Annotated in this window: 17 protein-coding genes; all 17 read right to left on the reverse strand. The window is 33.2% G+C overall.

Translation table 11 applies throughout. From position 1 onward, the window contains the following. Positions 1-22: 22 nt before the first annotated feature. Complete coding sequence (gene era / locus E2558_RS04405) at positions 23-922, reverse strand: GTPase Era (RefSeq protein WP_103299126.1); 900 nt, start codon at positions 920-922, stop codon at positions 23-25. Further along, the gene (cdd, locus tag E2558_RS04410) at positions 923-1,327 is read right to left on the reverse strand and encodes a cytidine deaminase (protein WP_126566986.1); all 405 of its coding nucleotides are present in this window, start codon (positions 1,325-1,327) and stop codon (positions 923-925) included. Between the two features lie 21 nt (positions 1,328-1,348). Further along, a complete protein-coding gene (locus E2558_RS04415) occupies positions 1,349-1,684 on the reverse strand; it encodes a diacylglycerol kinase family protein (protein WP_126566987.1) in 336 nt (111 codons plus the stop codon). Positions 1,685-1,691: 7 nt separating this feature from the next. Then, positions 1,692-2,153, reverse strand: a complete 462-nt coding sequence (gene ybeY / locus E2558_RS04420; protein WP_126566988.1) for an rRNA maturation RNase YbeY — start codon at positions 2,151-2,153, stop codon at positions 1,692-1,694. Then, positions 2,154-3,101, reverse strand: a complete 948-nt coding sequence (locus tag E2558_RS04425) for a PhoH family protein (protein ID WP_126566989.1) — start codon at positions 3,099-3,101, stop codon at positions 2,154-2,156. 360 nt (positions 3,102-3,461) lie between these two features. Then, the gene (locus tag E2558_RS04430; RefSeq protein ID WP_126566990.1) at positions 3,462-4,175 is read right to left on the reverse strand and encodes a hypothetical protein; all 714 of its coding nucleotides are present in this window, start codon (positions 4,173-4,175) and stop codon (positions 3,462-3,464) included. 18 nt (positions 4,176-4,193) lie between these two features. Beyond that, positions 4,194-5,180, reverse strand: a complete 987-nt coding sequence (gene floA, locus E2558_RS04435) for a flotillin-like protein FloA (RefSeq protein ID WP_126566991.1) — start codon at positions 5,178-5,180, stop codon at positions 4,194-4,196. A 12-nt stretch (positions 5,181-5,192) separates the two neighbouring features. Beyond that, positions 5,193-5,843, reverse strand: a complete 651-nt coding sequence (locus E2558_RS04440; RefSeq protein ID WP_371869269.1) for an NfeD family protein — start codon at positions 5,841-5,843, stop codon at positions 5,193-5,195. Between the two features lie 220 nt (positions 5,844-6,063). Then, positions 6,064-6,240, reverse strand: coding sequence for a 30S ribosomal protein S21 (gene rpsU / locus E2558_RS04445; RefSeq protein WP_000048060.1), 177 nt, complete (start codon positions 6,238-6,240; stop codon positions 6,064-6,066). 131 nt (positions 6,241-6,371) lie between these two features. Then, positions 6,372-7,718 (reverse strand): tRNA (N(6)-L-threonylcarbamoyladenosine(37)-C(2))-methylthiotransferase MtaB, encoded by a 1,347-nt coding sequence (gene mtaB, locus E2558_RS04450; RefSeq protein WP_126566993.1) that lies wholly within the window; start codon positions 7,716-7,718, stop codon positions 6,372-6,374. A gap of 5 nt (positions 7,719-7,723) precedes the next feature. Next, a complete protein-coding gene (locus E2558_RS04455) occupies positions 7,724-8,476 on the reverse strand; it encodes a 16S rRNA (uracil(1498)-N(3))-methyltransferase (RefSeq protein WP_126566994.1) in 753 nt (250 codons plus the stop codon). Between the two features lies 1 nt (position 8,477). Continuing rightward, positions 8,478-9,416, reverse strand: a complete 939-nt coding sequence (prmA, locus tag E2558_RS04460; RefSeq protein WP_126566995.1) for a 50S ribosomal protein L11 methyltransferase — start codon at positions 9,414-9,416, stop codon at positions 8,478-8,480. Positions 9,417-9,419: 3 nt separating this feature from the next. Beyond that, a complete protein-coding gene (gene dnaJ, locus E2558_RS04465; RefSeq protein WP_126566996.1) occupies positions 9,420-10,565 on the reverse strand; it encodes a molecular chaperone DnaJ in 1,146 nt (381 codons plus the stop codon). Between the two features lie 147 nt (positions 10,566-10,712). Next, the gene (gene dnaK, locus E2558_RS04470) at positions 10,713-12,551 is read right to left on the reverse strand and encodes a molecular chaperone DnaK (RefSeq protein ID WP_126566997.1); all 1,839 of its coding nucleotides are present in this window, start codon (positions 12,549-12,551) and stop codon (positions 10,713-10,715) included. 60 nt (positions 12,552-12,611) lie between these two features. Further along, on the reverse strand, positions 12,612-13,238 hold the full coding sequence (gene grpE / locus E2558_RS04475) for a nucleotide exchange factor GrpE (RefSeq protein WP_126566998.1): 627 nt from the start codon (positions 13,236-13,238) through the stop codon (positions 12,612-12,614). A gap of 31 nt (positions 13,239-13,269) precedes the next feature. After that, positions 13,270-14,247: a heat-inducible transcriptional repressor HrcA gene (gene hrcA, locus E2558_RS04480; protein ID WP_126566999.1), complete on the reverse strand. Its 978-nt coding sequence runs from the start codon at positions 14,245-14,247 to the stop codon at positions 13,270-13,272. A gap of 99 nt (positions 14,248-14,346) precedes the next feature. Then, the gene (hemW, locus tag E2558_RS04485; protein ID WP_126567000.1) at positions 14,347-15,471 is read right to left on the reverse strand and encodes a radical SAM family heme chaperone HemW; all 1,125 of its coding nucleotides are present in this window, start codon (positions 15,469-15,471) and stop codon (positions 14,347-14,349) included.

Here is a 15,471-nt window from a genome sequence, read left to right on the forward strand (position 1 = left end):
CCGGCCTCAAATCTTACTTATTTTAATCTTGGTCTTCAATATAACCCATTTGACGAATGAAATTAACTTTATTACGCCAATCTTTTTGAACTTTAACCCAAAGTTCTAAATATACTTTAGAGCCAAGTAACATCTCAATATCTTGTCGAGCGCGTTTACCGACTTCCTTGAGTTTTTTACCACCTTTACCTATTACAATTCCTTTTTGAGAATCACGTTCTACATAAATTGTCGCTTCAACCCTAACACGGTCTTCGCTTTCTTTAATCATTCTATCTACATTTACACCAATAGCATGTGGAATTTCTTCACTAGTTAGGTGCAAGATTTTTTCACGAATGATCTCACTTACTACAAATTGTTCTGGGTGGTCAGAAATTTGATCATCTGGATAATACTTTGGCCCTTCAGGTAAGTAAGTTTTTAAAACATCAATGAAATGATCAACGTTTAACCCTTCTAGCGCTGAAATTGGCACGATTTCTGTAAAATCCATATATTCCTTGTACTGCTCGATTCTTGGCATTAACGCATCTGGATGGACTAAATCTATTTTATTTAGTACTAAAAATACTGGCGTTTTCACGTTTTTTAGCATTTCCATAATGTATTCATCGCCGCGTCCAATTTCTTCATTAACATTTACCATGAACATAATAGCATCAATTTCTGAAAGCGTATTTTTAGCAACACGCATCATGTAATCACCTAATTTATGCTTAGGTTTATGGATGCCTGGTGTATCTAAAAAGATGATTTGTGCGTCATCTCTTGTCATGACACCTTGAATTTTATTACGAGTTGTTTGGGCTTTATCGGACATGATTGCAATTTTATGTCCAATTACTCTGTTCATAAATGTTGATTTACCAACATTCGGTCTTCCTATAATAGAAACAAATCCTGACTTATGTTCTGTCATTTATTCTAAATCCTTTCCTGAGAAGCCATGAGGTAATAATTCTGCTACCGTTGACTCTAATAATTCTCCTTTGTGATTTGTCATATAAACTGGCATATCATCATCACACAATTCTTTTAATACTTGTCTGCAAGTGCCACATGGTGATGAAGGTTTGTCTGCATCAACCGTGACAGTGATAGATTCAAAATCCCCTGGTCTATAGCCTTCTGCAATTGCTGCGACTAGGCTTGATCTTTCGGCACAAATAGTTGAAGGATATGCTGCATTTTCCACATTAGCGCCATAAAATGTGCGACCATCTTTCGCTTTTAAATAGGCTCCGACTTTGAATTTACTATATGGTGCATATGCACGTTTTTGTGCTTCTCTTGCTTCTTGAAAATAATGCGATTGATAACTCATTTACCTCATCCCCTTTTCCACTTAAAAAATATGTGGAATAAAAATAATTAATCCAATAATCAATGCGAAGATAGAAACTAACATCACACTGAATGCTGCAATATCTTTCGCTTGTTTAGCAAGCTCATGATAATCCATTGTTACTAAATCGACCACGCACTCAATTGCAGTATTAACTGCTTCTAAAGTAAGTACTAAAACGATTGCTAGTATAATAAACATCCATTCAAACCGGTTTAAATGAAATACGAATCCTAAAACGATTACAATAAGCGCAACAATCATGTGCAATAAGTAATTATGATCTTTAATAAGAAGCGTTTTAAAACCATCAAAAGTGTATTTAAATCTATTTATAAATTTATTAATATCTAGTCAATCCATATGCATTTAATATTGTATCTTGACGGCCAAACATTTCTTTTTCATCTTCTTCATTCATGTGATCATAACCTAATAAATGTAAAAATCCGTGTAATGCTAAGAAACCAAGTTCACGTTCAAACGAATGTCCATAACTATCAGCTTGTTCTTGAGCAACATCAGTACAAATAATAATGTCACCTAATACACGTGGAATGTCCATACCTGAAATTTCAGGTTCATCTTCTTCAAGTGCAAATGAAATTACATCTGTAACTTTATCTTTATCACGATAAGTTTTGTTAATATTTTGGATTTCATCTTTATCTACAAAAGTAACTGAAAGTTCAGCTTCTTCTTGGATATTTTCTTGATCTTTTGCAAAATTGAGTAAGTCATCAATTTGTTGATACCAATCCTCTTTGACAAGTCCAGTGTGATCATTGAAATCAATTGTAAACATTTAAAGGTCTCCTTCGTATCGATCAATAATTTTACTTACTAATGGATGTCTTACTACATCACTTTGATCTAATTGCATAATATTAATGCCCTTCACACCATGTAGTTTTTTAACTGCTTCTTTTAACCCACTTTTGACGCCTTTTGGCAAGTCGATTTGCGTCTGGTCGCCTGTGACAACCATTTTTGAACCGAAGCCTAATCGAGTTAAGAACATCTTCATTTGAGCGTGAGTAGTGTTTTGAGCTTCATCGAGAATGACAAACGCATCATCTAATGTTCGTCCACGCATGTATGCTAAAGGCGCAATTTCTATTGTGCCGCGCTCAATGAAACGAGCAGTTTGTTCTCTTCCTAGCACAGTATTTAAACCATCATATAAAGGTCTTAAATAAGGATCAACTTTTTCTTTTAAATCGCCTGGTAAGAAGCCTAAAGATTCTCCAGCTTCAACTGCAGGTCGTGTTAGCACAATACGTTTAACATTACCTTTTCTTAATTGTTTAGCTGCATAAACAACTGCTAAAAAGGTTTTACCTGTACCTGCTGGACCGATACCAAATACTAAGTCATTACGTTTCATTGCGTTGATATATAATCTTTGACCCATTGTTTTGGCACGAATCGTCTTACCGAATGCATCTTTAGTAATTTCTTCATCATATAAATCTAGTAAGTGTTGAATTGTATCATTTTGTGCCATTTTAATAGCAGCTTCAACATCTTTAAGTGTAATTGAGTTTCCCAATTCAATTACTTTTAATAAATTTTTTAGAACTAATTCTGCTTTTTCAACATGCTCTAATACCTGACCTTTTACTGCAATTTCTTGTCCACGAGCATGTATCACGACATCAAACGCTTCCTCAATAGCTTTTAAATGTTCATCATTATTACCTATTAAAGCTTGAGAATGATTAATATCGTCTATTTGAATTATTCCTGGCATAAAAGCGCTCCTTTTCACAAATACAATATGTTTAGTAATTTAAATTGATAATATTAATTATAACGCTAATTGTCTTTTAAAATGTATTATAAAACTTAACGAATTTCTAAATAGTTACTTACAGTAATACTATCTTTCATATAAATTTTACTAAACAATGTTAAAGGATACAAATGTAATAGGCTTTGTTCATGGTAGAATATTACTTAATTTTAGTATTAATAATATGATGAACTTTAATATGTGCATTTTATCTTTTTAATTATTTATCTGCACTACAAAAATAAAAAAAGAGCAGAACAGAAATCAATGTTAGTTTCAGAGATTTCATAGTTCTGCTCTAGTGAAGTTGAACGTTAATTACAATTGCTTAGGTTTTTCCAGTATTTCTTGCCAAATCAGCCCATTAACTATTTGATCTTTATCAAATTGCAAACTTTGATGAGTCATATCTTGTTCAATAGACCTACTATTAAGCAATTGTTTTAGTCGATAACGTTTTGTTCGTTCAGATAAATTTTTATCTTCAATAATAGCACGTGCTTTACTTTCGATTCGAGACAGTTGTTTTTCTTTTTCTCGATCAATTTCAGAACGGACATTGAACAAACTATCAGCTAATTCTTGTTCTAATTTTTCTTGTAATTTTTGACGTTCCTCATTAGCACGTCGACCTGGATTTTCATTTTTTTGTTGTTCAGCTTGTTGCATTTCAACTTTGCGACGAGATTGTCTTTGTGTGCGTTCAATTTCTTCTGGTTGTTGTTCTTTATAAATTTCTTTTTCAAGTTGATTATCATGATAAACCTTTTTCTGATTGTCTCGTGAACTTTTTCGAGATGTATCAGAGCGCTTAGGTTCATTTGATTCATCAGACAAGCTCTCTTCAAATTCATTAAAAGCTTCTTCTAGTTGTTCGAAAAAACCTTTTTTACGTTCGGGCTTTTGAGTAGGTCCCCCGCCTTTTCTTTGAGGGGGAAGTTGATTACGACGCTCTTCATGACTTTTATCACGCACAGCACTTATAATTGAGATAATAACAGATATCACAAATATGAGAATACCTATATTCATTTAATCACCCCTTAATAATTACTTCGGTGATTCGTCTTCGTTTTGTTCAGTACGTTTGTTAATTGCGTTTCTCATGCCTGTATCTGCTTCTACGTTTTTCAAATTATAATAATCTTTAACGCCAATATTACCTTTACGTAAAGCTTCTGCCATAGCTAGAGGTACTTCTGATTCAGCTTCTACTACTTTAGCACGCATTTCTTGAACTCTTGCTTTCATTTCTTGTTCAGATGCTACTGCCATAGCACGACGTTCTTCGGCTTTAGCTTGGGCAATATTTTTATCTGCAAGTGCTTGTTCAGTTTGTAAGTCAGCTCCGATATTTTTACCGATATCTACGTCAGCGATATCAATAGAAAGAATTTCAAATGCAGTACCTGAATCTAATCCTTTACTTAATACAGTTTTAGAAATGTTGTCTGGGTTCTCAAGGACTTGAGTATGGTGCTCACTTGAACCAATTGTTGAAACGATACCTTCGCCAACACGTGCAATAATTGTTTCTTCTCCAGCACCACCGACTAAGCGTGAAATATTTGCACGTACTGTAATTCGAGCTTTGGCTTTAACTTCAATCCCATTCATAGCTACCCCAGTAATAAATGGTGTTTCAATTACTTTAGGATTAACAGACATTTGAACGGCTTCTAATACATCACGACCAGCTAAGTCGATGGCTGCACCTCGTTCAAATGGTAAATTAATATCAGCACGTTGCGCAGCGATATTTGCATCAACGACTCTATCAACGTTACCACCTGCAAGGTAGTGAGACTCTAATTGGTTTGTAGTTAAATTTAATCCAGCTTTATGTGCCTTAATAAGTGGTCCAATTACTTTACGAGGAGATACACGACGTAATCGCATACCTACAAGTGTTCCGATTCCTACTTTTACACCAGCTGCAATTGCAGATATCCAAAGTCCGATTGGCACAAATGAAAATAGCAATAATAAGGCTACTATAATGATGACAACAATGATGATAAGTCCAATACTAAACATTAAATCGCTCCTTTATAAATGTTCTAATTCTCTTACAACAACTCTCGTACCTTCCACTTCAAGGATTTTAACTTCTTTATTTCTAAGAATAAAAGAGCCGTCAGACACAGCATCAATTCTTTCATTATTAACAGTGATAATTCCTGCTGGTCGTAAATCTGTAACGGTACGGGCTGTTTGTCCAACTAAGTGAGAACGGTCATCGTGAGATCTATAACCTGCTTCAGCAGATGTGGAGTCTTTTAATACAACTTTATCTAAAAATGGAATTTTTCTCTTAAGTATTTTCACTAATATCACCCACTCAATGATAGATAAGATTAAGGCAATTACTACGTTTAGTAGCATAAGCAAAATATTGTCGCCAAGCATTATAATACTTAACACTATTAATGTAATACCTATAATCCCAATAATGGCACCTACCACGAATAACTCTATAATTACTAATATCGTACCTATGAAAAATAGCAATACGGAGATTAAGTTAACATCTCCACTAATAAGAAAGCCTAAAAATAAAATTAATAATGCTAGAGATGCAATGACCCCCGCTAGATTAAATCTTTTAGAATAAAGTTGGTATAAAAAGCCTAGAAAAATGATACAAGTTAATATTAAAGAGATAATTGGATGAGTCAATGTGTTAGATAAATCTTCCATCCAAGCATTATTAGATAAAGCCGAATTAAAACCTATATGTATTACGTTAGAATAAGCCACAATTTCACCTCGCTCTCGTCTATGATTATACATGAATATATTTATATATTATAGTGCTAGCCTATAACTATAAGAATAAAAAAACTCCCGATTAGCAAAGACTAATCGAGAGCATATATATAATTAACATTCGTGTTGAGGGAGTCAACAGAGCTATTAATTATTTGAATTTACGTTTACGTGCAGCTTCTGATTTCTTTTTACGTTTTACGCTTGGTTTTTCGTAAAATTCACGTTTACGTACTTCTTGGATAGTACCACTTTTAGATACTGAACGTTTGAATCGACGTAATGCATCTTCAAGTGATTCGTTTTTACGTACTACTGTTTTAGACATCTGTATTTCCCTCCCTCCAAATATCAACGGAACTTTAAAGTCATTCATCGCATAGCAAATTAACTATGCTTTCATTAGTATAATATATGAAATAATTATGGTCAATTGCAAATCTTTATAATTTTTAAAAATTATAATAGTACAGCATCTTCTGATTTATTAGTAGCGTGATCTACTACTCTAATAGCACTACCAAGGTTAATTGGATAATCAGCTTTATTTATTTTAACTTTAACAATTTCGCCAATTAATGATTCATCGCCTTCAAATTCCACTTTCATATAATTATCAGCATAACCAACTAAAGTACCTTCAGTTTCTCCAGTTTCTTCTGGAATAACTTCTAAGACTTCATCTTCGAATTTAGATGCATACTCTTTTGCAAGTTGATCACTTAAAGCGATTAATTTATGCACACGCTCGTTTTTAATACTTTCATCGATTTGATTATCCATACGTGCTGCAGGTGTACCAATTCTTGGTGAATATGGGAAGACGTGAAGTTCAGAGAATTTATGTTTAACAATAAAATCATATGTTTCTTGGAATTCTTCTTCTGTTTCTCCAGGGAAACCAACGATAACATCACTTGTTACAGCTAAATCTGGAAGAGCATCATGTAACTTCGTTAATCTTTCAGAGAAGTGTTCCATTGTATATTTACGTCTCATACGTTTTAAGACTGTATCTGAACCAGATTGAAGTGGTACATGTAAATGTCTTACCACTTTATTACTTTGTTTCAATACGCCAATTACTTCGTCAGTTAATTGACTAGCTTCAATTGAAGAAATACGAATACGTTCTAAACCATCGATTTCTTCTAAGTCTCTTAACAATTGCGCTAAATTGTAATTTTTTAAGTCTTGACCGTAACCACCAGTATGAATACCTGTAAGTACAATTTCTTTGTAACCAGCATTTACTAGTTGAGTTGCTTGTTCAACCACTTTTTCAGGATCACGAGAACGCATTAAACCACGTGCCCATGGAATAATACAGAATGTACAGAAATTGTTACAGCCTTCTTGAATTTTTAGAGAAGCTCTTGTTCTATCTGTGAAATATGGCACATCTAATTCTTCGTATGTACGGTTCTTCATAATATTTCCAACACCGTTAATAGGTTGACGTTCTTCACGGAATTGATCAATATATTCAAGTAACTTATGACGATCTTGCGTACCTACTACTACATCTACACCTGGAATTTCCATAATTTCTGCAGATGATGTTTGCGCATAACAACCTGTGACGCATACAACAGCCTCAGGATTTTGACGAATTGCTCTTCTAATTATTTGTCTACTCTTTTTATCTCCTGTATTTGTTACAGTACAAGTATTGATTACGAACACATCCGCATTTGTTTCAAAATCGACTCTATCGTAATCTGCTTCTTTAAATAGTTGCCAAATTGCTTCGGTTTCATAGTGATTCACTTTACAACCTAAAGTGTGAAACGCTACTGTTGACATATTATTCACCCCATTAATTCTTTTTCGAAACTTATAGCACTTAATGCATATAGTGGCGCAGTTTCAGCCCGTAAAATTCTTGGTCCTAAACCTACAGTGGTTGCTACTTCACTAAATTTAGAAATTTCTTTCTCTGAAAAGCCACCTTCAGGTCCAAATATAAATAAAATGCGATCATTAGTCCTAAATTGTTTTAATTGTTCTTTAAAAAGACTAACTTCCCCACGTTTTGCTTCATCTTCATATGCTAATAAAATATAGTCATAATGACTAATAGTATCATAAATTTCGTTTAAATTCGACTTGAATTTTATATCTGGGATGACTAAACGATAACTTTGTTCAGCAGCTTCTTTAATAATTTTTTGCCAACGATCTAATTTCTTTTGAACTTTATTTGCTTGCAATTTTACAACAGATCTATCCATTCCAACCGCTATAAAGTTTGAAGCACCCATCTCAGTACTTTTTTGTAATAGCCATTCATATTTATCTGCTTTAATAAGACCACTACAAATTGTCACATTCACAGGCAATTCAGTATTAATATCTTGTTGTTCTAATAACTCAATTTCGATTTGATCTGGTTCAATATTACTGATTTGAGTTGTATAAACTTTTTTATCGTTGAAAGTAATAATAATCTTATCTCCAACAACATTTCTCATTACATTTGTAATATGATGAATATCTTCTTTACTCGTAATAAAAAAACGCTGATTTTCATCAGCGTTTTGATTAATAAAGTACCTTTGCAACTTAGTCACTCACTTTCTGGCCAACGATACAAACCCAACCGTTGTCATGATTGATTGATACTATATTGAAACCTACACGCTTCATATGAGACAAAATGTCTTCATGTTTTTCCTCAATAATACCCGAAGTAATAAAATAACCTTCTTCATTTAGAGTATTATAAGCATCTTCAATCATTTCATCAATAATGTGAGCTAAAATATTTGCAATTACAATATCAAATTTTTCAGTTTCATCTTGTAATAAGTTGCCTGGAACAGCTTCAATTGCATCTTCACAATGGTTTTTCTTAAAGTTTTCTTTAGCTACATTGACAGCCATTTCATCGATATCTAGTGCTTTGATTCTTTTAACACCAATAAGATGACTAGCAATACTTAAAATACCAGAACCTGTACCCACATCTATCACTGAATTAGATGGAGATACATATGTTTCAATCGCTTTTAAGCACATGCTTGTAGTTGGATGATCGCCTGTACCAAACGCCATTCCAGGATCTAATTCAATACATAATTCATCATTTGATTCCTTATTATATTGTTCCCAACTAGGTACAATAGTAAATCTTTCTGAAGCTCTGAAAGGATGGAAATAGTTTTTCCACTCATTCGCCCAATCTACTTCAGCTATCGTTTTTTCAGAAAAAAGAACTGAATCTTTATCGATATCTTCAAGAGCTAAAATGTCATTATAAATCTTGTCTTTTAAATCTTGAGTGTATTTAATTTCATTAAAATAAGCTTTTAATCTTACACCATATTCAGGATAATCTTCTTTTTTTAGTTCGTAGATTTCACCGAACTTATCGGCTGGTTGATTAATTAAGTCATCAGAATCTTCTATTACTACGCCATTCGACCCATAGTTCTCTAAAATATCTGTAACTAAATATTCAACGTCATGACTAACTACAACTGAAAGTTCTGTCCAGTTCATTATTTATTCCCCTCTAAAGAATTTACGTGCTGTATTTTTTGCTTTATCTTTAAAATTAGATGGTTGTTCTTCTATACTTTCACCACTAATCTCCGCAAATTCTCTCATTAATTCTTTTTGTCTATCAGTTAACTTAGTCGGTGTAACTACCTTAATATTAACAAATAAATCACCATGACCGTAACCATGAACATTTTTTACACCTTTATCTTTTAAACGGAATTGTTTACCAGTTTGTGTACCAGCAGGGATGGTAAGCATTACATTTCCATTTAGTGTAGGAATTTTAATTTCATCTCCTAATGAAGCTTGAGGGAAACTAACATTTAATTTGTAGAATAAATCATCGCCGTCACGTTCAAATTTATCTGAAGGTCTAACACGGAATACTATATATAAGTCACCATGTGGTCCACCATTTTCGCCTGGTGCACCTTCACCAGCTAAACGAATTTGTTGATCGTTATCTACACCTTCTGGGACAGTTACTTCTAATTTAACTGTTTTATTTTCAGTACCTTTACCGTGACAAGTTGGACATGGTTCTTCGAATTCTTGACCTGAACCCTCACATTTAGGACATGTTTGTTCAGTTCTTACTCGACCTAAAATAGTATTTTGTTCTACTGAAACATGGCCAGCTCCGTTACAGTAACTACATGTTTTCTTATTAGTTCCAGGTTTAGCCCCATCACCATTACAAGTATGACATGTAACGTCTTTTCTAATAGATATTTCTTTTTTAGTACCAAATACAGCCTCTTCGAAATCAAGAGTCATTGTATATTGTAAGTCATCACCTTTACGTGGCGCATTAGGATCTCGTTGACGTGATCCACCAAAGAAGGAACTAAAGATATCTTCAAATCCTCCGCCACTAAAGCCGCCGAAGTCTTGACCACCGAAGCCTTGGCTGCCAAAGCCACCTTGAGGGCCACTATGACCGAATTGATCGTAGTTAGCTCTTTTATTATCATCACTTAAAACTTCATACGCTTCAGAAATTTCTTTAAACTTCTCATCAGCGCCTTCTTCTTTATTGATATCTGGGTGATATTTTTTTGATAATTTACGATAAGCTTTTTTTATTTCATCTTTAGAGGCATCCTTACTTACACCTAAAACTTCATAGTAATCTCTTTTAGCCACTGTTATCTCTCCTTTTATCGTTCAACGTGTATTCAAATATTTTAATTATAACAGAAAAAGCCAAAGCCAATGTTCAATTGACTTTGACTTTTTGGCTGACATTTATGGTAGTTTACTGAATTTAGCAAACTTTATAAACGATAGCTATTATTTTTTATCTTCATCGTCATTTACTTCTTTAAACTCAGCATCTTCAACGTTGCTATCATTACCTGATTGTTGTTCTGCACCGCCTTGAGCTTGTTGTTGAGCTTGTTGTGCTTGTTGGTAAACTTTAGCAGATAATTCTTGGATTACTTTTTCAAGGTCTTCTTTTTTAGCTTTAATTTCATCTAAATCTTGACCTTCAAGTGCTGATTTTAATGCATCTTTTTTGCTTTCAGCATTTGATTTATCTTCTTCACTTATGTTTTCGCCTAAATCTGAGATTGTTTTTTCAACTTGGAATACTAAGCTATCAGCATCGTTTCTTAAGTCTACTTCTTCACGGCGTTTTTTGTCAGCTTCAGCATTTTCTTCCGCATCTTTAACCATACGATCGATTTCTTCGTCAGATAAAGCTGAGCTTGATTGAATTGTAATATTTTGCTCTTTATTAGTACCTAAGTCTTTAGCAGTTACATTTACGATACCGTTTTTGTCGATGTCGAATGTTACTTCGATTTGAGGTACACCACGTGGAGCTGGTGGAATATCAGTTAATTGGAATCTACCTAATGTTTTGTTGTCAGACGCCATTGGACGTTCACCTTGTAATACGTGAATGTCTACTGCTGGTTGATTATCAGCAGCTGTTGAGTAAACTTGTGATTTAGAAGTTGGGATAGTTGTATTACGTTCGATTAACGTATTCATACGTCCACCCATGATTTCAATACCAAGTGATAATGGTGTAACGTCTAATAATACTACGTCTTTAACGTCACCAGTGATAACGCCACCTTGGATAGCTGCACCCATAGCTACTACTTCATCTGGGTTTACACCTTTATGAGGTTCTTTACCGATTTCTTTTTTAACTGCTTCTTGTACAGCTGGGATACGAGTTGAACCACCAACTAAGATAACTTCATCGATTTCTGAAGTAGATAAACCAGCGTCTTTAAGAGCTTGGCGAGTTGGTTCCATTGTGCGTTTAATTAGTGAATCAGCTAATTCTTCAAATTTAGAACGAGTTAAGCTAATTTCTAAGTGTAATGGACCATTTTCACCTGCTGAAATAAATGGTAATGAGATTTGAGTTTGAGATACACCAGATAAATCTTTTTTAGCTTTTTCAGCTGCGTCTTTAAGACGTTGTAAAGCCATTTTATCTTGTGATAAATCTACGCCATTTTCTTTTTTGAATTCAGATACTAAGTAATCAATGATTACTTGGTCAAAGTCATCCCCACCAAGTTTGTTGTCACCTGCAGTAGAAAGAACTTCGAATACGCCATCGCCTAATTCAAGGATAGATACGTCAAAAGTACCGCCACCTAAGTCGAATACTAATACTTTTTGATCTTGATCAGTTTTATCTAAACCATAAGCTAATGCAGCAGCTGTTGGTTCGTTGATAATACGTTCAACTTCTAAACCAGCAATTTTACCAGCATCTTTAGTAGCTTGACGTTCAGCATCATTGAAGTATGCAGGAACAGTAATTACTGCTTTTTCTACTTTATCTCCTAAATAGCTTTCAGCTGTATTTTTTAAGTTTTGTAAAATCATAGCTGAAATTTCTTGAGGAGTATAAGATTTACCTTCAATGTCAACTTTGTAGTCTGTACCCATATGACGTTTGATAGATTGTACAGTATTAGGGTTAGTGATTGCTTGACGTTTAGCAACTTCACCTACTTGAGTTTCACCATTTTTGAATGCTACAACTGATGGTGTAGTTCTAGCACCTTCAGGGTTTTGGATTACTTTAGGTTCGTCACCTTCTAATACAGAGACACATGAATTTGTTGTACCTAAGTCAATACCGATTACTTTACTCATAATAAAATTCCTCCAATTTGATTAATTTAATGTAATAAATGGTGTTTTCGTCAAATAAAATTATTGATTTACTTTAACCATTGATGGTCTTAAAACTCTATCTTTTAACTTGTATCCTTTTTGTAATTCTTGAGTAATTTCTCCAGATTTGAAATCAGGATTATTATCTTGAACTACTGCTTGATGGAAGTTAGGGTCGAATTCTTGCCCTTCAGATTCGATTTCTTCAAGACCATTTTCTTTTAAAGCTCTTAATAAGCTTTCATGAACCATTTGTACACCTTTTTGTAAGGATTTGAATGATTCGTCTTCGCCTTCAATTTGAAGTGCGCGTTCAATATTATCAATTGTTGGCAAAATGTCAGTTAAGACACGTTGCGCTTGATATTTTTTATTTGTTTCATTTTCATTTTGAATTCGACGTTTGTAGTTTTCGAATTCTGCATATAATCTTAAATATTTTTCTTCGTTTTCGTTAGCTTTTAATTGTAATTGCTGAATTTCTTCATCTTTAGGATCTACTGATGTTTCTTCAGAGTTTTCTTCACTAACGTCATTATTTTGTAAATTATCATCTTCTGAAGTAGTTGAGTCACCGTTTTCTACTGTTGTTGGTTCCTCTTTGTGATTTTCTTTTTCTTCAGAAAAGTCTGTAGTGTTTTTTACAGATTCATCTTTTTCTGTCATGTTATGCCCTCCAATATAATTACAATTAGACTTACCAAATTTGGCTAAGTAATTGAATCACATTTTGATAATGCATCGCAGTTGGTCCGATAACCGCAATTTGTCCTTTTAAAGAATCATCAAAATGATACTGACTAGTGACAATAGAAATATCACTCAGACTATCATCAATTTCTTTACCAATTTTTACATTGATACCTGAGGTGGATATATCTTCTAGTAAGTCAGTAATCCGTTCAGATTCTAAATATTGTAAAATTGGTTGAATAGATGAAACATTGGTTTCATTCAATGCATCAATTAGTTTAACCTTTCCACCCATAAAAATGCTATTACTTTGTTTGAGTAAATGAGAATTAAGCATTGTAATTAAATCATTTACAAAAAGTTCTTCTTCTAAAGTCTTTGAAAAATACTTAGTTTTCTCATTTAATTGAGTATCTTCAAGACTATAGTTATTAGTAATAAATTTTGCTATTTCAGTTAATCTATTACTATTCAAACTTATATTCGAACTTAATTGCAAATGTTCTACATGGCCGGAATGATAAATAATAACCATAATTAATATAGACGGATTCGCCTGTATTAAATGAATATTATTTATAATATCTTTATTGTGATTAGGACGAACAACTAACGTTGCATATTGAGATTTCATAGATAATTCGTTTGCAAAATAACTTAATGCTGAAGAAATATCGTAGTGATTCTCAATCAATAGTTGATTTAACCGTTGAACTTTCTTTTGTTTATGATGAGATGTTTGTTTTAATAATTGATTGACGTATAACCTAAACCCCTTCTCTGATGGCGAACGACCTGATGAAGAATGTGCCTTCTCTAAAAAGTTTAATTCTTCCAATTGTTTCATATCGTTCCTAATCGTAGCAGGGCTCACATTTAAGTGATGTCTGTCAATCAAGGTCTTAGAACCAATAGGTTGTCCTAAATCAACATAATCTTCAACAATTGCATTTAAAATGCTTAATTGCCTTTCAGTAATCATGTTTTCACCTCATTAGCACTCTTTTCTCTCAAGTGCTAATTATAATTTATCAAATTGGTCAAAGTAAGTCAACGTTAAAGCTCTGATTTTTGTAAAAAATTATATATTTAATAAAAATGCCTCGAAAACCTCGTTTCCTATCACTTTTCCTCTCTCAGTTAACGATATATAATCGTTGTTTTCTTTAAGTAATTGATTGTTTTTAAGTTGATTTATTGTTTGACCAAACACTTCATTTAAAGAAACATTAAATTTATTTTCAAACGTTTTTCTATTAACCCCTTTATTCATTCTTAAACCTAAAAACATTTCTTCTTCCATCTTTTCTTTAAATGTAGGAAAATTACTTGTTAAGATAGGACGTTTTCCACTATTTATTGCATTAATATAATGTTGAACTGGATTTAAATTGGAATATCGTTCATCGTTCACATATCCACTTGCCCCAGCTCCAAAGCCATAATATTCTTCATTCAGCCAATATACTTTATTATGCTCAGATTCGTGTCCTGGCTTAGCGAAATTAGAAATTTCATATTGATGAAATTGACTTCCTTCTAATTTCTTCATTAGGTATTGATACATCTCTGCGCCTAAGTCTTCATTAGGTAGCTTCAGTTTGCCTTTACGGTACATATTATAAAATTGTGTTTTAGGTTCCAGAATTAAGCCATAACTTGAAATATGATCAATATCCATTTGAAGTGCTCTATTTAAGCTATCCTCAAAATCTTCTAAAGTTTGTGAAGGTAAATGATACATCAAATCTAAACTGATAGAGTCAATTCCTGCTTTCCTTGCATTGTTAACTGCGTTATAAATATCTTCACTTTGATGTGTACGACCAAGTATTTTTAATAATTCAGGTTTAAACGTTTGTACACCCATAGATATTCTATTAACGCCGTATTCTTTTAATAATTTAACTTTATTAAATGTAAGTTCATCAGGATTAGCCTCAAAACTATACTCACCGTTTATTTTAAATATTGAGTTAATAGCTTTAAGTAATCTTTCAAGTTGAGCTTCACTTAATGCAGTTGGCGTGCCGCCGCCCACATACATAGTTTCTAATTCCCTATTTTGGCTAGTTTTCATTTCTTCAATTAGTGCAGTTAAATATTCATCTACAGGTTGTTTATGAATGAAGTATTTATTGAAATCGCAATATGTACAAATTCTTACACAGAATGGTATATGGATATAAGCGCTTTTAACTGTCAT

Origin of the sequence: Staphylococcus pragensis (assembly GCF_004785665.1) — a bacterium.
GTDB classification, from domain to species: domain Bacteria; phylum Bacillota; class Bacilli; order Staphylococcales; family Staphylococcaceae; genus Staphylococcus; species Staphylococcus pragensis.